The following is an 18,419-nucleotide window of genomic DNA, read 5'->3' as shown; positions in this document are numbered from 1 at the left end:
AGGAGGCAGAAAATGAAACGCTTAATAACTCAATACCGACCGAGAACGGCAACGCCATTCAGCTTTAATGCGACGCATAGTGAGTATGCGGCCAATTATTTTCTGCAACCTTATATTATTTGTTTTTGGGGCAGCGAGCAGCCATATCGTCCGGATGCTGTTGCCGAGCAATCCACAAGTTTAGTAGTTCCTGATACAGCCATGGACATAATATTTATTATTAATTATAGTAGTGGTAAAGTTTTTACCAGCTTTCATGGCATTAATGATCATGCGTATTATGTGCCGCCGATGAGTGGTAACGATGAGGTGGCGGTCTTTGCGGTGCGTTTTTATTTTTGGACCGTGGGTTTATTTACGCGAGTGCCCTTAGATAAAGTCTTGAACTACAACTTTGATGCCCGAGAGTATTTTGCTGATTTTGTTGAAGCATTAACCCCGCACTTGATTGAGGAGCGTTTGATGGGGAGAAAAATTTTGTTTGCTGAGCAACTCCTCAGCAAACAAATCAGCTTTCAAGAGATTGATAGTCATGTCTTCAATGCTTTATATTTAATGTTGAAGACGAATAAAAGCAGTCAGGAGATTTTTGATTCGGTATATTTGTCGCGGCGGCAGTTAGAACGGCTTTTTTTGCAATATACCGGAGTGACGCCGAAAAAGGCTTATGATTTAATTCGTTACCAGCGCATCTGGCAGACGATGTTAGGAGAAGAAATTGTCAATGCACAGGACTTGGTGTTTCGTTTTGGTTTTGTTGATCAGGCGCATTTATTGAAATCATTTAAAAAGTTTCATGGGTTAACACCGCGGGCAGCAAAAAATTTGGCATTGAACAAAAAATAATGTCGTATTTTTACAATTGAGTTTATAGGTAGTGGTGTATACTAGAGGCAAGGAGTTGGAAAACATGAAGTTATATCAAGAACAAGTAGATGCAATTGAGATGTGGATTATGGAATATGGCCGACCGCTTGAAAAAGCGAAGTGGCAAGTTATGATGCGGAATGCTGAAGCAAATTTAGTTTTAGCAGAATTGCTGAAGTATCAAAATGCTGATGGTGGGTTTGGTAACGGGCTTGAACCTGATATTACTATGCCGGAATCATCAGCAACTGCAAGTGCGGAGGCATTATTTATTGCCGATGAGTATGGTCTTTTGCAAGATGCTCCTTGGCTGGCGCAGCTTTTAGCATATTTTGAAAATACTGCTGATGAGCAACGACCAATGACCTGGGAGCAAGTGCCAAACATTGTTGAAACATATCCGCATGCGCCATGGTGGCAATACCAGTCGGCAACTGAATATCGGCCTAATCCCGGAGCAGTTGCGGCAGCGGTACTGATAATATATGGGAATGCGACACAGCAGGATTTAGGGTTGCGTGAAGCTGAGCGTGCATTAGCATTTTTAATGCAAGCAGAAGTTGCTTTTGAACATGATTTATTTTGTCTGCAATTCATGGTTGAGCATTTATTAGCGATAAACTCGCCAATGATTACTGATGCAGTCGTTGTTAAGCTGCAAACATTGATTCATCAAACAACTAGTTTTGATTCAGCTACATGGGAAGGGTATGTAGCAAAGCCGCTGGATTTTGTGGATAAACCAAATTCGCTTTGGTATTCGGCAGTTGAAGCGGGAGTAGAAAAGAATTTTACTAACTGGATAGAAACATTGCATCCGGAAGGATATTGGCAACCCAATTTCTCTTGGGGTGAAGAAAGCAACGAGGCTCAATATGTAACCCAAATATGGCGCGGGGTAGTAAGCGTGCAACGGGTAACTAAATTCAAACATTTTGGTTTAATTGAATAAGAAGATAAAAAATCCATGTTAAAAAGCATGGATTTTTTATTGACAGTTACAATAAATAATATTATAATGACTATATAGTCATTGACTTGGAGGTCATTATGAATAAACGCGAATTGCAAAAACAACAAACCAGACAGAATATCTTAGCAACGGCTGAGCAATTATTTGCTGAACGCGGTTTTTTGTTGACAACTATTGATGATATTGCCAAAGCTGCCGGAGTGGCAAAAGGAACAGTATTTGTTCATTTTGCCAGCCGTGATGAGCTGATATATGCTGTGGTCGATAAATTGTGCCATGAATGTGATCGTTTATATGAACAGATGCAAGGCTTTAATGGTGATGTTGCCGGCATCCTTGGTATTCATTTGGATATCTTGATTCAGTTTGAGTGTTTATATCGGCAATTGATTATAGAACGGACTCATTTACCTGAGCAAGCGCAATTACGCTTTCTGGGAATGCAGTCGGCAATTTCTAATTACATCTGGTTGGTTTATTGTGAGCAAATGCAGGACGGAACCGTGAAGCAGCTGGAACAGGCTTTGTTGTTTAATACTTGGTTAGGGTTAGTTCATTATTATTTGATGAATGGTGATTTGTTTGCCGAGGTGGGTCGGCAAGCAAATCTACTTTTGACCTATAAAGAGAAGTTGCTCAATCATTTTATGTTATTAATTCAAATTTAGGAGGCGATTTTGATGAAAACGTGTATTGCGTGTGGTATGCCGATGCGTGCGAAGGAAGATTTTGCGATGGGTGATGAGAACAAGGATTATTGCAGATATTGTGCTCGTGCTGATGGCAGTATGCAGAGTTATGAGGAAAAGCTGGATGGGATGACTGAGTTTGTTATGGCAACCCAAGGGCTGGAGCGAGCAGTTGCTCGTAAAGTGGCAGCTGGGCAGCTTGCAGAGCTGCCGGCATGGAAGCATAGAGAGGGTGAATAGCAATGAATGAGTTGATGGCGATGACCAATATTGGGAAGGTTGCTGCAACGCGGTTGATTGATGTCGGCATTGATACACCGGAAAAACTGATTGCTACGGGGAGTATGGATGCTTTTTTAGCAGTGCGTTTGCGCGATCCTGGTGCATGTTTGGATATGTTGTATGCGCTCGAAGGTGCAATTGAAGGGGTTCGCTGGCATAGTTTGCCGGCGGTAAAGAAGCAGGAGTTGAAAAGTTTTTTTAATAGTTTATAGCAGCTTTTGCTTGTTTGGGTTTCCTGTTTTTCACAAAATGAGCATGCTTTGCATGCTAAACAACTGAGACTTCGGCTCAGTTGTCAATTGAATCAACCAAGCGCATAGATTGAGTGAAGTTTGGATTATTCTGTGAGTATCGAGTGGGAGCGTATCTAAAATACGTGACCATGAGACACGGAGCAGAATCATTCAAAATTCGCCAATATATGTGCTTGGCAATCAGATATGCAGAAAGATCAGAGTGGGTTAACTCTGGTCTTTTTATTTGTTTTATTGGTGTTTTTGAGTAGCTCTGTTGGATTATTCCGTCAAAAGAAAAATACATAGTAGTGTGATTGAAAAGTGAAAAATGTTTTTTTATAAGAAAATCATTAAAACTGGTAAAGCTATGCTATTATAAGTTGGTATATTTTTCATTAAATAAACAGGGGGGAATAATTATGATGAAAATCAAGAATGCTGTAGGGGCCATATTATTTGTATCTACCTTCATTTTTGCAAATATTCTTGTAAATACAAACAGTCCAATAACGGTTCAGGCGACTAGTAATCCGGTTGAAGCACCGGTAGATTGGGCATTTGGGTCTGGTAGTGTGGAATTGCATGATGCGATTTTATTACTGTATCCAGAATTTGATTTAGATGGTGATGGATTTATTAGCGTTGATGAAGCTCAGGCAGCAACCGGGGAAATAATTTTGCGAGAAAAAAATATTGCCGGGACACTTAATGGAATTGAAAACTTTATCAATATATCAACGATAGATCTATATGGAAATAAATTGACTGGCGAAATCCCTGCTGAAATTGGCAATATGTTAAGCATTGAAAAACTTTCGTTATCTAACAACGGTTTATCCGGTGTTATTCCAACAGAAATTGGAAATCTAACAACGGTGATTGACCTTAGATTGGCCAAAAATAAGTTCACAGGTTCAATTCCAACTAATATTGGCAATTTAAAAAAACTGGAGCTTCTTGATTTAAACACTAATCAGCTTACTGGTGCAATACCAGCCGAGATTGGCAATCTTAACAGTCTTACTAACTTAGATTTATCTTCAAATAAGTTGACTGGTGAATTGCCTGACGAATTAAGAAATTTAGCAAAAATATCCACATTTTTGGTTTCTTGGAACCAGTTAAGCGGACCAATTCCTGATTGGATTAGTGAGTGGTCTAATGCCGTGACTATTGGTATGTCAGGTAATCGTTTCAATGGTGAAGTGCCAGCAAGTATTGGCACTATGCCTAGATTATTCCAGTTACTATTGGATAACAATGAATTAACCAGTGTTTCGAGCGGAATCGCACAATCTAAAACACTATGGAATATGCCTTTATATAACAATAAGTTAACTTCGCTGCCAAAAGAAGTGTATGACTATATAGTGGCGAGAAATGCTTCAACTCCTACACTTGTTCGATTTTCTAATCAAACAAGTGCTTTGAATCTAACTTCGGTTGGTCCTTTAGAAACCGATTATAGTTTTGCTGCATATCCTGCGTATAATCAATTTGTTGATTATGGAATGACATTTTCTTATATTCTGACTCAGCCTGATGGAATAGAAATAAATGTTATGCCTACACTGCAAGATGGACAATTAATTATTGATGGTGCTGATTTAACGCAATCAGGAGTATACACTTTAGTTGCCAATGGCACAGGTGGTCGCTTGGATCCGGTACTATATACAACCTATTTTGAAATTGGTTCCTTTGTAACAGGCCCGGACGAAAACAGCAGTGAGAATAATTCCAATGGTAATGGAGGTGGCAATACTGAATTACCGCAAACAGGTCAAACAGTCTATGAATACTTGCTTGTAGGTTCAGTATTAGTTGCAGCTGCTCTGGTTACTGCTATAATTGCATCAAAAAGAAAAGTTGAGTAATTGAATAATCGTAAAAATAATCTATCTTGGTAGATTCTTTTTCATCATCGTTCCCATTTCTTCATAAAAATGATATAGTATGTAGGAAGGAGTGGTCATCGTGGATATGGCAGTTTTACTGTTGGTTGCAGTTGTGGTTATTGCAGTTGCGGTTATGGTTATTTTAAATATACAGGGGAAGCGGCGGATGAATGAGATTGCCACTGGCGGTCAGATTTGTCAGGCATTGGTTCATGATCGGCACTCGTATTTACCAGATGAGAGCAATAATACGATTCAATTATTTATTGATCTTGAGTATGAATTGGATGGCAAAACAGTTCGCTATCAATATACTTCAAACTGGATTGATATTTTGGAAATGCAGGATTTTGCTTTTGCTCACATGCCAGGCAGTATGGTTGAAATTCGTTATATTCCTGATACGCCGCATCATATTGTTATCCAAAGTGAGACGCGGCCGATTAGTTTTTATTTGATAGAAAAAAAGAAATAAATGACTGCTCAGATTTAGAAAAAGCCATGCCCTTTCAAAGGGCATGGCTTTTATTGCGATTTTCTCACAAATAAAATGAAAGTGTGCTACAATAAAAACCATATAAACTAAAGGAGGAACGCTAATGAGTGAATTATTAACGCGTGATCAGGTTCCGGTTACGCTGACTTGGGATTTGACAACTATTTTTAAGACCGACGAGGACTGGGAGCATGAATTTGCGGCTTTGCAAACCTTCATTGAAAAAGCAGCCGAATTTGTCGGAACATTGAATCAAGGTAGCGAACAATTATTGGCGGTATTGCGCTATCAAGATGAGTTATTTGATCGTCTTGGCAAGGTGTATGTGTACGCCAGTTTGAAAAATGATCAGGATACAACCAATAGTGTGTATCAGGGGTTTGATGCCAGAGCTGGAAGTTTGTATTCAAGCGCTGCCAGCAGTATGGCCTTTTTAAGTCCGGAAATTTTAGCAATTGAACCGGATCGTTTAGAAGCATTTATAAATGAGAATGCCGATTTAGCATTATATCGCCATTTGCTTGAAGAAGTGACGATGGGGCGGCCATACACTTTGAGCGATAAGGAAGAGGCATTGCTTGCCGGGGCCAGCGAAGTGTTTGGTGCCTCGAGCAATACTTACATGATGTTGAATAATGCTGATATGAAGTTTCCTACTATTATTGGTGAAGATGGTCAGGAAGTTGAAATTACTCATGGCCGTTACGGCACCTTCCTTGAAAGTGCCAACCGCGACGTACGTCGCGCGGCTTTCAATGGCGTTTATGCCGCGTATCAAGCGTTGCAAAATACTTTTGCAACAACAATTTCCGGACAAATAAAGAAGAGCAATTTCAGTGCACGGGTGCGTGGCTTTGAATCAGCACGCCACGCAGCCTTGTTTAATAATCATATTCCTGAAACAGTCCATGAAGCATTGATTGCCGCTGTCAATGAGCGCATTGATTTATTGCATCGTTATGTTGGTGTACGTCAAAAAATGTTGGGACTTGATGATTTACGGATGTATGATTTATATACACCGGTTGTTGCCGATGTTGATTTAAAGTTTACTTATGAAGAAGCGCAGGAGATTGTTATTGAAGCATTGGCGCCACTTGGTGCTGAATATCAAGCTATTCTCAAAGAAGCTTTTGCTAGCCGCTGGATTGATGTTTTGGAAAACGTTGGTAAGCGCAGTGGTGCTTATTCATCAGGAGTATATAGTACAAATCCATATATATTGCTGAACTGGCAAGATACTTTGGATAATGTTTTCACTTTGGCACATGAATTGGGTCATAGTCTGCATAGTTATTATACACGTAAAAATCAACCGTTCATTTATGGTGATTACAGTATTTTCCTTGCCGAAGTCGCTTCAACAACCAATGAAAATTTACTGACTGATTATTTGTTGAAAAAATATGATGATAAAAGCATTCGTGCTTTTATCATCAATCATTATCTTGATGGCGTAAAGGGTACGATTTTCAGACAAACTCAATTTGCTGAATTTGAGCACTTAATCCATAAAGCAGATCAAGAGGGAACGGCGTTAACAGCTGAATTTTTAACAGAGAATTACTTTGCATTAAATAAAAAGTATTATGGTGAAGCCATGACTTATGATGATGCTATAGGCTTTGAATGGGCACGTATTCCTCACTTTTATATGAATTACTATGTATATCAGTATGCTACTGGATTTAGTGCAGCTTCCGCTTTGAGCGCAAAAATCTTGCACGAAGGGCCAGCGGCGGTGGATGCCTATTTAGGATTCCTGAAAGCTGGTAGTTCAGACTTTCCTATTGAAGTGCTGAAAAAAGCTGGTGTTGATATGACAACCAGTGAGCCGGTTATTGAAGCATTGGCAGTGTTTAAAGAGCGTTTGGATGAACTGGAAGCATTATTGAAATAGCTGATAAGCCGGCGGGCTCGCTCCCGACCGGCTTATTTAATTTTTAAGGAGAGGATTGTTTTAGCGTACTACGCACCAGCAACAATTAATGACTTATCATTTAAACTTGGTTCAACTAAAGCATTTATTGAACCAAAAAATGATTTTGAGTATATCCTTTTTTATGAATAATAAACCCGGTCGGGCCATTTGCTCCCGACCGGGTTTTGCTTTTATTCAAGAAAATAATCAGATATAATAAAGGTAGAATTGAACGTGATTTAGGAGGAGTAATGTGATTTATGTAAAGGGAGTTTCAATAAGAGGTGACAATAGTATTGATTTTAAAAAATTTCCGTTTAATTTACCTGTTGTTAAGAACCTTAATAATATTGTTTTTGATAAAGCAGTTACGATTTTCATAGGAGAAAATGGTGTTGGTAAATCAACGTTAATTGAAGCAATTGCTATTTCGCTTGGATTCAATCCAGAAGGTGGCAATAAAAATGTTATGTTTTCTACTTACGATTCTCATTCTGAGTTGTATAAAGATATTGTATTATCAAAGTTATTCATTCCGAAGGATGGTTTTTTCTTGCGTTCAGAAACCTTATACACATTAGAAACTAAGTTACATGAATATTTTGAAGATGATGAAAATTACAGTATGCATCAGTGTTCACATGGTGAAGGCGTATTGAAATTACTTCAGCGTTATTTTGTTAAAGATGGGATATATATTTTAGATGAGCCAGAGGCGGCATTATCTCCAGCCTCACAATTTGTATTTTTAAACTTAATGCATGAACTTGCCGAAATGCAAAATTGTCAGTTTATTATTGCAACACACTCACCATTAATTGCTGGATATGAGTATGCAAGAGTTTATGAGATGTCGATTGATAACGGTGTAGAAGCGATAAAGTTTGAAGATTCAGTTCTAGCGATGTTGTACAAACGGTATTTAGAGAGTCAAGAATATCGAAGAAATGTGATTGGGTTAGATTGATTTTTCATAATAGATTGTCATGTTATAATGAAATAAGGTAGGTGACTGGTTTATGGAAGCTGAAAAGTTGTTTTATCCCGAACCACAGCAGTGGGGATTGCGTGGTGACCCATATTTATGGCGGCAATTGTATATGTTTTTTGCTGAACAGGGAGTGCCTGAGTATCTTGCCGAGTTTTTAGAGGCGTTGTTTGATGCTGCGGAAATGTTGATTGGCGAGCCGTTGCATACCGGAGTGAATGTTCATGTTGCCGACTTTAGTCACGGTGGTATGTCTAGCGGACAAGTTTGTGGTGATTTCTGGATTTTAAAAGGATTACCATTGCTGCTTGCGCGGTATGATGAGGAAAATTTAAAAAGCGTTCATTCATGATGAACGCTTTTTTTTATAAGTCTGTAAAGTAAATAACTTCTTTGCCCAGACTTTGGGCAAACTCAATTTCACTTTGAGTACTTTCGCCAATATAATTATCAATATTAACAACCAAAATAGCATCTGATAATCGAATTCTTTCTTTGTGCATGTCCCCAAATAAGTCTTTATCAGCTTTATTATATGTGTGAATGGTTTGAATTGTTGGATAGATAATACTTAACATGCAATTACCTTGTAATGTCATTTGTTCAGTAATTTGCATAATTTTGTTTTTAAATTTTAAGCTGCCACAAACAGTTATTATTTTCATCTTATATAATCCTTCCTCAGCGTTTTAATTATATGTATTATACTATATTTTGTTCTTTCTTAAAGCGTCTAGTTGCGATAAACGCTTTTTTATTTGACATTTTTTGGATAACTGTATATAATGTATATAAACAGTAGTGACAGAAAAAGGAATGATGGTATGAAAATTATTATCTCAAATACTTCCGGGATGCCGATTTATGATCAGATTCAGGAACAATTACGTGAGGCAATAGTGACTGGTGTTTTGGCGGATGGTGAGATGTTGCCCTCAATCCGGCAATTAGCAACGCAATTAAAGGTGAGTGTTATTACTACACAACGGGCATATGCTGAACTTGAGGCTCAGGGGCTTGCTAAGGCAGCACCGGGAAAGGGTTACTTTGTAACTTTGGATCAGGCGCGAGTGGTTGAGGATTTCCGTTTTAAAACGGAAGCGGCAATCAGCGAAGCAATAAAATATGCACGCCTGGCCGGTTTAAGTGAAGAGGAGTTTCTTGAAGCAATTCAATTATTAATGAAGGAGGAGTATTGATATGGATGCTTTGCAATTAACGAATGTGAATAAACAATTAAAAGGTTTTGCGCTTAATGATGTGAGTTTTTCATTACCGCAAGGCTATATAATGGGATTGGTCGGTTTAAACGGTGCCGGTAAGTCGACGACGATTAAGGCAATAATGAATACCTTACAAGTTGATAGCGGCACTATTGAAGTATTTGGCCATGATACTGCTAAAGCTGAAATTTCAGCAAAGGAAGCTATTGGTTTTGTATCGGATACATCAATTTTCTCTGAGGCTTGGACTGTTAAAGATATTAACTTCTTAATGAAACATCTGCATCAGTCTTGGGATGAGCAGAGGTTTCAGCATTATATAGCACAATTTCAATTACCGGACGATAAAATTTTAAAGGATTTTTCCCGCGGTATGAAAATGAAGGTAATGTTAGCAGCAGTACTCAGCCGTGATACGCGGATTTTAATTTTAGATGAACCGACCAGTGGTTTGGATCCGGTGATGCGCGATACTTTACTGGGACTTATGCAGGAGTATATTGCTGATGGTGAGCATAGCGTGCTGTATTCTACACATATTACTTCTGATTTGGAAAAAACTGCTGACTATATTACTTTTATTGATGATGGAGCAATTGTGTTCTCTAAAGAAGCCTTTGCTTTACAGGAAGAGTTCTGTGTGGTAAAGGGTGAGGCTGAGATTATGAATGCCGAACAGACAAAGGCTTGTATTGGTATTAGAAAAAATAAATTTGGTTTTGAGGCGATGATTGCGGCTAAAGATATGCATTTGTTTGATGCTTCGTTTGTTATTGATACTGCTGATCTAGATGCAATTATTGTCTTCTATGAACGTGAAAAGCGAGGGGTGCATGTATAATGAAAACGATTGGAAAAAGTATGTTGGTTGATAGTATGTCATTTACTAACCGGCGTGTGCTTATGGTTTTTGCTTTTATTTTTATCATTTATGAGGCAACTAATTTAGGTGCATTGTATGTTATAATACCAATTATTTTGGCTTTTTATCCGTTTCAGAATGAGGATAAAGGTGTAAGTGTGCTGAACTTTGCGGCGGTCAGTAAAAGCAATGTAGTAGTCGGACGTTATCTCACTGCAATTGGTATTTTTCTGGTATGCACGCTTATTGATGTTGTCTGTCATTATTTGCTTTCAATGATAATGCCGCGGACAAGCATTGGTCTTGTTGGCTATATGTTATTAACAACGCTTTACGTTATTTATGTTGCTGCTTGTTTGCCGCTGTATTTCAAATTCGGTTATGCGAAATGTATTCCGATTATGTATGCAACTGCAGCTGTCATTTTTGCTATTGGCATGCTTGGCGCAGTTATCTTTAAATACTTCAATCTTTACTGGATTTTGGATATGATTTTCAGTTTACAGGTTGATCCACTGATTTTTGGTATTGGTGGCCTAGTTATCGCCGCACTTATAACCGCAATCTCATTGGTGATTTCACTCAAGATTTACCAACACCGGACTTTGTAGGAAAATTTGAAAAAGCAGCCGTTGCCGACGGCTGCTTTTTTTCCTTCAATCACTAGGAAAAAAAATGAAAATAGCGTATAATAATGTGGAATCAAATTTGTAGTTAAGGAGGTTGCATAGATGGCAAAGGCAGTTGTGCTGGCAGAAAAGCCTTCAGTTGCTCGGGATATTGCCCGGGTGCTGGGATGTAATCAAAAGGGAAATGGCTTTTTAGAAGGCAAACAATATATCGTTACTTGGGCACTTGGCCATTTAGTGACACTTGCTGACCCTGAAAGTTATGATAAGAAATATCAGCAATGGAAGCTGGAAGATTTACCAATGTTGCCTAAAGATATGCGTTTGGTAGTTATTAAACAAACGACAAAGCAATATCATGCTGTAGCAAGTCAATTGAAACGTAATGATGTTGACAGTATTATTATTGCAACTGATGCCGGACGCGAGGGCGAACTGGTAGCACGCTGGATTATTGAGCAAGCTAAGGTCAAGAAGCCAATTAAACGATTGTGGATTTCATCAGTTACTGATAAAGCAATCAAAGATGGCTTCAACCATTTACAGGATGGTCGAAAATATGAACCGCTTTATATGTCAGCAGTTGCCCGCAGTGAAGCGGACTGGCTGGTAGGTATGAATGCGACAAGAGCATTAACCACAAAGTACAATGCCCAATTATCAAGCGGGCGAGTGCAAACGCCGACTTTGGCAATGATTGCTGCTCGTGAAGATGAGATAAAAGCATTTGAACCTAAGAATTATTTTGGGTTACAGGCAAAAGCCGAGCAAGTATTGTTTACCTGGCAGGATAGCAAAACTAAAAGTACGCAAAGTTTTGATGCTGAACGTATTAGTAGTTTGCTTAAAAAGTTAAATGGTCTACCGCTGATTATCCAAAAAGTTGATAAGAAGGCGAAGAAAACCTTTGCTGCCAACCTGTATGATCTTACTGAGTTACAGCGGGATGCCAATAAAAAATTCGGTTTTTCAGCTAAAGAAACTTTATCAGTCATGCAATCGCTTTACGAACACCACAAAGTGCTTACATATCCGCGGACTGATTCGCGCTACATCAGCGATGATATCGTGCCAACGTTGAAAGATCGTTTGCGCAGCTGCGGCAAAGCGCAGTACGCAAAACTGGCGCAACAAATTCTTGCTAAGCCGATTAAAGGCGGCAGCTTTGTAAATAATGCCAAAGTTTCCGATCACCACGCTATTATTCCAACTGAAGAACCGGTGAATCTGGCAGCACTGAGCGATCGTGAACGTAAAGTTTACGATTTAGTTGTTCGTCGCTTTCTAGCAGTTCTGCTACCACCATATGAGTATGAAGAAACCAGTATGCAGGCAACCATTGGTGAGGAGCTTTTTACCGCTCGCGGCCAACGCGTGCTTGCGCTGGGATGGAAGCAAGCTTATAGTGGTTTGGAGCTTGATGATGAAAATAAAGATGCAACACAAAATCTGCCAGAATTACAAATTGGGCGCGAGTTGAAGCCGGTTATTCTGTTAGAGACGAGAGGGACAACCAAACCGTCGGCATATTTTACCGAGGCAACATTACTCAGTGCGATGGAGCGGCCGGCAAAATATATGAACAGCAATGATAAAAACTTGATAAGTCAGTTGGAACAAGCGGGTGGTATTGGTACAGTGGCAACACGTGCTGATATTATTGAAAAACTATTTTCATCGTTTGTTATTGAGCACCAGGGGCAAAGCATTCGCATTACCCCTAAGGGCCGGCAATTACTTGACTTAGCACCACAGCAATTAACATCGCCGTTATTAACAGCACAGTGGGAGCAGAAACTCGCTGAAATTGCTGAAGGTAAATTATCAAAAGATGTTTTTATTCGCGATATTCGTGAATACGCACAAACTTTAGTGAGTGAGATTAAGCGTTCGGATAAAAACTTTAAGCATCAGAATATCAGCGGCAAAATGTGTCCTGATTGTGGTAAGCCGATGCTGGAAGTAAATGGTAAAAAAGGGAAGATGCTGGTGTGTTCTGACCGCGAATGCGGCAATCGCCAGCGGGTATCGCAATTAACCAATGCGCGTTGTCCGGAATGCCATAAAAAGCTGGAATTGTTTGGTGAGGGTGATGGTCGCATCTTTGTATGTAAGTGCGGTTATCGCGAAAAATTGTCGGCGTTTGAAAAACGGCGCAATAGCGAGCAGAGCAAGAAGTCGGCTTCTAAAGGTGAAGTGCAGAAGTACTTGCAGAAGAGCAAGAAGGCTGAGCCGCCAAAGGATGATAATCCTTTTGCTAAAGCTTTTGCGGCTTTGAAAAATGATGAAGAATGATATTTGGGTTTGAGTGCCGCGCTTGCGCAGGGGCTCAAACCGCAGGGATTTTCCCGAATGATTTTATAATAGGAGTGAGAAAAATGGCAAAAACATTGATTTTTGGACATAAGAGTCCGGATACGGATACGATTACGGCAGCTATTTCATTAGCATATTTAGAGACTCAATTAGGTAATGAGGTTGAAGCGGTTCGTTTAGGAGAAATTAACAAGGAGACGGCTTTTGCATTAGATTATTTCGGTGTGGAAAACATTCGTCTTGTTGGTGATGTGAGCAAGGAAACCGATACGGTTATGTTAGTGGATCATAATGAGCGCAATCAAAGTGCTGATGGTCTTGAAAACGTGACAATTCGTCGAGTGGTTGATCATCACCGTATTGCGAACTTTGAAACGGCTGAACCATTATTCTTCCGTGCTGAACCAGTTGGTTGTACGGCTACGATTTTATATAAAATGTATCAAGAAAATGGCGTTGAAATTCCAAAGGAAATTGCCGGCTTAATGTTATCAGCGATTATTTCGGACACATTGTTATTTAAATCGCCGACATGCACGACTGATGATGAATTTGTGGCTGATCGCTTGGCGCAAATCGCTGGCGTAAGTGCAGAAGTGTATGGCTTGGATATGTTGAAAGCCGGTGCGGATTTAAGTGATAAAACTGCGGATGAATTGATTCATATTGACAGCAAGCCATTTGAAATGGGTAAATTCAGTGTTCAGGTTTCACAAATCAGTGTTATTGATGTTGATGCGATTATGAATCAAGCAAAGCAAATCAAGGCAGCAATGGATGCCCATTTGATTTCAACTAACCAAGATGAGTTTGTGGTTTTGGTTACTGATATTATTAATAGTAATTCAATCGTAATTACTCGCGGTAATACACCGCAGTTAGTGGAAAATGCTTTTAAAGTACTTTTGCATAATAGCACCGCTGAACTACCAGGTGTTGTTTCACGTAAAAAACAAGTTGTTCCGCAGTTGACTGCCGTGGCACAATCTTTATAAGAATTTTGAAAGCGATGCGGTTTATGACCGCATCGCTTTTTTGTTTAATATATTAACAATATTCTTGAAAAATAGTGGCCATTTGATTCGGAGAAAGTTTGCAACCATCAGTTATCCAAGTGAGCATGATATTCCAAAAACCACCAATTCGATAAGAATATACATATTTATTTACCAATTGGGGTAATTTATCATCAGTGAAAATTTCAATGTTTTCTTTGGTAAATGCAGTGAATTGTTTGAACACAAAATTACTCAGGCCGCTTTTTTGAATGTTTGTGATGAAACTAGTATGTGATTGCCAAAAACGAAAGAAAACTTCCGCGGTAGCGAGAGCATTAGTGACGTCAATTTGTTGATGAGCATTTAGATATTCTTTTCCAAGCGTAGTAATATAATGATCAAGAACATCAGTTTTTGAATTAAAATTACGATAAAACGTGCGTCTGTCTAATTTTGCTTTGCGGCATATTTCAGATACGGTTATTTCATTATAATTTTTGATGGACATTAAAGCGAGTAAGGTGTCAATAATCCATGTTTGTGATTGAATTGCTGTTGGGTTACTGCTAATTAACATAATAATACTCATTCCTTTCATAAAGGCTACAAAGGCATGAAAATTGTAGCACTTGTTTGAGTGTTGTTGTTTGTTCTAGTATACTATTTTTAATAAACCGCTACAAGTGTGGCGAAGGTAATGGTGGTAACTATGAATATTATTATATATATTGGAATAGCTGGTTTTTTAATTTGTCTATTCATAATGTATGCTACTCCACATGGTATCCCTGGTTTGCGTAAGTTTGAGGCTAACTTTCGGTTGTTGGATATGCGATTTTGTTATTCCGAGACAGAAATAAATGAAACATTTTCGCGGCTTGGTGTAGAAGGTCGGAAGGCATATAAGAATTACTGGCTGCTTGATTATGTTTTTATTGTTTGCTTTTTAATTGTTCAATTGGTGATCGTTAGAGCATTTAATATGAGTGGTATAGTAAGTTGGTGTTTGATTGGTTTAGTTCTGCTGCGAGCGTTATTTGACTGTATTGAAAATAGTATACTGCTTTTTTTAATTAATTGTTATCCGGTACGGAAAAAATGGCTTGCCAAGCTAAGCTCATATAGTACCAGTTGTAAATTTGTTTCGCTTTATATTTGGCTGGCGGGAATTGCTGGAATGATCTTATATATGCTACTATAATCTTTATAAGAATTTTGAAAGCGATGCGGTTTATGACCGCATCGCTTTTTTGTTTTGTTTCAAAAAAGAATAAGGCAAATCAATTGTTGGGTATGAAATTCAGTAGTAAAATGGAGATGTATAGTGAAGAGGTGGATTTTATGAGTCGTAAAGCTGATATTGAGAATAAGGAACGGCAATTAAATCAATCAGCAATGGCACAGTTATTTCATGCAGCTAGTGCTGATAGCGAGGCATTGCTTACTGAATATCAAAATAGCGAGTCGGGGTTTGATGATGCCCGGGTTTTGGCGATGCGCCAGAAATATGGTGAAAATCGGCTGACACATCAGCGTAAGGTGCCAACGATAGTGCAGTTTTTGCTGGCGTTTACTGATCCGTTTACGATTGTGTTATTTGTTTTGGCAATTATTTCTTTTGTTTCCAATGTGTTGCTGGCACCTGCCGGGCAACAAGATCCATCCACGGTAATCATTATTTTGGTGTTGATTTTTATTAGCGGTACGTTGCGTTTTGTGCAACAATATCGTTCAAAAAAGTCAGCAGATTCATTGAATGAAATGGTGAAAACCAAGATAGATGTAATGCGTAATGGCAAAGTAACTGAGGTGCCAATTACGGAAATTGTTGTTGGTGATTTAGTGGTGCTTTCTGCCGGTGATATGATTCCTGCAGATGTTCGGCTTATTTCAGTAAAGGATTTGTTTGTTAGTCAAGCACCGCTTACTGGTGAAAGTACACCGGTAGAGAAGTATGCTGCAACTGATAGTAATAAAAATGATGATGTACTGGACTTAAGCAATGTGGCTTTTATGGGCAGTAATGTAATTAGTGGTTCAGCAACAAGCTTGGTTGTTAATATTGGTGATACAACGATGTTTGGCGCGGTGGCTCAGGATATTGCTGAGAAACCGCCGCTTACGAGTTTTGACAAAGGGATTAATTCAGTCAGCTGGTTATTAATTCGCTTGATGTTGGTGATGGTACCGATTGTTTTTGTGCTTAATGGTATTCATTCAAATGATTGGCTTAATGCCTTTTTGTTCGCTCTTTCGGTTGCGGTGGGTTTAACTCCGGCAATGCTGCCGACGATTGTTACAACTAATCTTGCTAAGGGTGCGGTTATGCTTTCGAAGAAGAAAGTGATTGTCAAAAATATTGATGCAATTCAGAATTTTGGTGGTATGGATGTGCTTTGTACTGATAAAACCGGAACAATTACTCAGGATAAAGTTGTTTTGATGCATGCGTATGATGTAAATGGTGATGAGAGTGACCGAGTGCTGGAATATGGCTATTTAAACAGTAATTTTCAAACCGGGTTAAAGAATTTAATGGACGTAGCAATTATTGATTATGCTCAAGAGCAGGATAAAGTTGAACAATATAAAGAATTTGTTAAGGTTGATGAGATTCCATTTGATTTTACCCGGCGGCGGATGAGTGTTGTTGTTAAAGATTCGCAGCAACGTATTTTAATTACCAAGGGTGCTATTGAAGAGATGTTAAGTGTTTGTACCTTAGTTGAATCTGAAGGGAAAACCGTGAATTTGACTGATGAACTGCGGCAACAAATACTTGCTCAGGTGGTTAAATATAACGCTGATGGATTACGGGTGCTTGGGTTGGCGTATAAAAATGAGCCGGCTCTTGAAGATACCTTTAGTGTTCAGGATGAAAGCGAAATGGTTTTATTAGGGTACCTTTCATTTTTGGATCCGCCGAAGGATAGTGCTAAAACTGCAATTGCCAGTTTGAAGCAATATGGGGTTCAGGTTAAGATCTTGACTGGCGATAATGATGGGGTGACAAAAACCGTTTGTCATGAAGTGGGGTTAAATGTAGACCGAATATTACTTGGTTCGGACATTGCTCGAATGTCTAAGGAAGAATTGGATAAAGCGACTGAAACGGTTGATGTTTTTGCTAAGCTTTCACCGACACAAAAGGTAGAAGTGGTTGAAAGCTTGCGCCGTAATAAACATGTTGTTGGTTTTATGGGGGATGGTATCAATGATGCCGCTGCTATTAAACAGGCGGATGTTGGGATTTCAGTTGATACTGCTGTGGATATTGCCAAAGAGGCGGCGCCAATTATTTTGTTGGAAAAAAATCTGATGGTGCTGAAAGACGGTGTCATTGAAGGGCGCAAAACATACGGTAATATTATTAAGTACATAAAGATGACTTTAAGCTCAAATTTCGGTAATATATTTTCAATTGTTATTGCCAGTATCTTTTTACCGTTTTTACCAATGTTGCCAATTCAGATATTGGTTCTTAATCTTATTTACGACATTTCATGCACAGCAATTCCTTGGGATAACGTTGATGTAGAGTTTTTAGTGAAGCCGCGTGATTGGAATGCTAAGTCGATTAAATCCTATATGGTTTGGCTGGGACCAACCAGTTCGATCTTTGATATAACTACGTTTATTATGCTTTTCTTTGTACTTTGTCCGTTGTTTGTTGGCGGCAGTTACAGCAGTATAAATTCAGAACAACAGCTCTTATTTGCCGCGTTTTTCCATACTGGTTGGTTCGTTGAATCGCTATGGACACAAACTTTAGTTATTCATATGATTCGAACCCCCAAAATACCGTTCATTCAAAGTCGCGCGTCATTGCCAATGTTTGTATTTACCACTTTAGGTATACTAATTGGAACAGTCTTACCATACACTGAGATTGGCGCAATATTAAAAATGGAGCCATTACCGGCAATTTACTATGCTTTACTTGTCGGGACAATTCTCCTATATATTGTTTTGGTTACGGTAGTGAAAAAGCTATATGTTAAGAAGTATAAAGAGTTGCTTTAGAGCAACTCTTTATCAACT

The 18,419-nt window shown here is 38.9% G+C and carries 19 protein-coding genes; 17 read left to right on the top strand and 2 right to left on the bottom strand.

Annotated elements, in window-relative coordinates:
- Positions 1–12 precede the first annotated feature (12 nt).
- The 10 genes from FEZ08_RS02780 to FEZ08_RS02735 all read left to right on the top strand — a co-directional run bounded on the left by FEZ08_RS02780 (position 13) and on the right by FEZ08_RS02735 (position 8,702).
- The gene (locus FEZ08_RS02780) at positions 13–846 is read left to right on the top strand and encodes an AraC family transcriptional regulator (RefSeq protein ID WP_138190195.1); all 834 of its coding nucleotides are present in this window, start codon (positions 13–15) and stop codon (positions 844–846) included.
- A 64-nt stretch (positions 847–910) separates the two neighbouring features.
- Positions 911–1,819: a hypothetical protein gene (locus tag FEZ08_RS02775; protein ID WP_138190194.1), complete on the top strand. Its 909-nt coding sequence runs from the start codon at positions 911–913 to the stop codon at positions 1,817–1,819.
- A gap of 98 nt (positions 1,820–1,917) precedes the next feature.
- Entirely contained in the window at positions 1,918–2,508 is a 591-nt protein-coding gene (locus tag FEZ08_RS02770; protein ID WP_138190193.1) for a TetR/AcrR family transcriptional regulator, read from the top strand.
- 12 nt (positions 2,509–2,520) lie between these two features.
- On the top strand, positions 2,521–2,769 hold the full coding sequence (locus FEZ08_RS02765) for a zinc ribbon domain-containing protein (protein ID WP_138190192.1): 249 nt from the start codon (positions 2,521–2,523) through the stop codon (positions 2,767–2,769).
- A gap of 2 nt (positions 2,770–2,771) precedes the next feature.
- Positions 2,772–3,023 carry a TfoX/Sxy family protein gene (locus tag FEZ08_RS02760; RefSeq protein WP_138190191.1) on the top strand — a complete coding sequence of 84 codons (252 nt, stop codon included), beginning with the start codon at positions 2,772–2,774 and terminating at the stop codon, positions 3,021–3,023.
- Positions 3,024–3,466: 443 nt separating this feature from the next.
- Positions 3,467–4,924, top strand: a complete 1,458-nt coding sequence (locus tag FEZ08_RS02755) for a leucine-rich repeat domain-containing protein (RefSeq protein WP_138190190.1) — start codon at positions 3,467–3,469, stop codon at positions 4,922–4,924.
- Positions 4,925–5,024: 100 nt separating this feature from the next.
- Positions 5,025–5,420: a DUF3592 domain-containing protein gene (locus FEZ08_RS02750; protein ID WP_138190189.1), complete on the top strand. Its 396-nt coding sequence runs from the start codon at positions 5,025–5,027 to the stop codon at positions 5,418–5,420.
- 124 nt (positions 5,421–5,544) lie between these two features.
- Positions 5,545–7,341, top strand: a complete 1,797-nt coding sequence (gene pepF / locus FEZ08_RS02745) for an oligoendopeptidase F (protein ID WP_138190188.1) — start codon at positions 5,545–5,547, stop codon at positions 7,339–7,341.
- A gap of 274 nt (positions 7,342–7,615) precedes the next feature.
- Entirely contained in the window at positions 7,616–8,329 is a 714-nt protein-coding gene (locus FEZ08_RS02740; protein ID WP_138190187.1) for an AAA family ATPase, read from the top strand.
- A gap of 52 nt (positions 8,330–8,381) precedes the next feature.
- A complete protein-coding gene (locus FEZ08_RS02735; RefSeq protein WP_138190186.1) occupies positions 8,382–8,702 on the top strand; it encodes a hypothetical protein in 321 nt (106 codons plus the stop codon).
- Between the two features lie 13 nt (positions 8,703–8,715).
- Here the strand turns inward: FEZ08_RS02735 and FEZ08_RS02730 are convergent, their stop codons facing one another.
- A complete protein-coding gene (locus tag FEZ08_RS02730) occupies positions 8,716–9,015 on the bottom strand; it encodes a hypothetical protein (RefSeq protein WP_138190185.1) in 300 nt (99 codons plus the stop codon).
- A gap of 159 nt (positions 9,016–9,174) precedes the next feature.
- Here FEZ08_RS02730 and FEZ08_RS02725 point away from each other — a divergent pair, with 159 nt between their 5' ends.
- The 5 genes from FEZ08_RS02725 (at position 9,175) to FEZ08_RS02705 (ending at position 14,375) form a co-directional block, all read left to right on the top strand.
- Entirely contained in the window at positions 9,175–9,549 is a 375-nt protein-coding gene (locus FEZ08_RS02725) for a GntR family transcriptional regulator (RefSeq protein ID WP_138190184.1), read from the top strand.
- A gap of 1 nt (position 9,550) precedes the next feature.
- Positions 9,551–10,414: an ABC transporter ATP-binding protein gene (locus tag FEZ08_RS02720; protein ID WP_138190183.1), complete on the top strand. Its 864-nt coding sequence runs from the start codon at positions 9,551–9,553 to the stop codon at positions 10,412–10,414.
- Positions 10,414–11,046, top strand: a complete 633-nt coding sequence (locus FEZ08_RS02715) for an ABC-2 transporter permease (protein ID WP_138190182.1) — start codon at positions 10,414–10,416, stop codon at positions 11,044–11,046. The genes FEZ08_RS02720 and FEZ08_RS02715 overlap by 1 nt, the downstream gene beginning before the upstream one ends.
- A gap of 120 nt (positions 11,047–11,166) precedes the next feature.
- Positions 11,167–13,359, top strand: coding sequence for a DNA topoisomerase III (locus FEZ08_RS02710; RefSeq protein ID WP_138190181.1), 2,193 nt, complete (start codon positions 11,167–11,169; stop codon positions 13,357–13,359).
- A gap of 83 nt (positions 13,360–13,442) precedes the next feature.
- Positions 13,443–14,375 carry a manganese-dependent inorganic pyrophosphatase gene (locus FEZ08_RS02705; protein ID WP_138190180.1) on the top strand — a complete coding sequence of 311 codons (933 nt, stop codon included), beginning with the start codon at positions 13,443–13,445 and terminating at the stop codon, positions 14,373–14,375.
- 52 nt (positions 14,376–14,427) lie between these two features.
- Here FEZ08_RS02705 and FEZ08_RS02700 read toward each other — a convergent pair whose 3' ends face one another.
- Entirely contained in the window at positions 14,428–14,955 is a 528-nt protein-coding gene (locus FEZ08_RS02700; RefSeq protein WP_171014903.1) for a TetR/AcrR family transcriptional regulator, read from the bottom strand.
- Positions 14,956–15,087: 132 nt separating this feature from the next.
- Here FEZ08_RS02700 and FEZ08_RS02695 point away from each other — a divergent pair, with 132 nt between their 5' ends.
- Both FEZ08_RS02695 and mgtA read left to right on the top strand, forming a co-directional pair.
- Entirely contained in the window at positions 15,088–15,579 is a 492-nt protein-coding gene (locus FEZ08_RS02695) for a hypothetical protein (RefSeq protein ID WP_171014902.1), read from the top strand.
- Between the two features lie 140 nt (positions 15,580–15,719).
- Complete coding sequence (gene mgtA, locus FEZ08_RS02690) at positions 15,720–18,401, top strand: magnesium-translocating P-type ATPase (protein WP_138190442.1); 2,682 nt, start codon at positions 15,720–15,722, stop codon at positions 18,399–18,401.
- The last annotated feature ends 18 nt before the right edge of the window (positions 18,402–18,419 follow it).

The sequence above is a fragment of the Culicoidibacter larvae genome (assembly GCF_005771635.1).
GTDB lineage: Bacteria > Bacillota_I > Bacilli_A > Culicoidibacterales > Culicoidibacteraceae > Culicoidibacter > Culicoidibacter larvae.
Note: the sequence above shows the minus strand (reverse complement) of the source record. Positions and strands in the feature narration are given on the sequence as shown.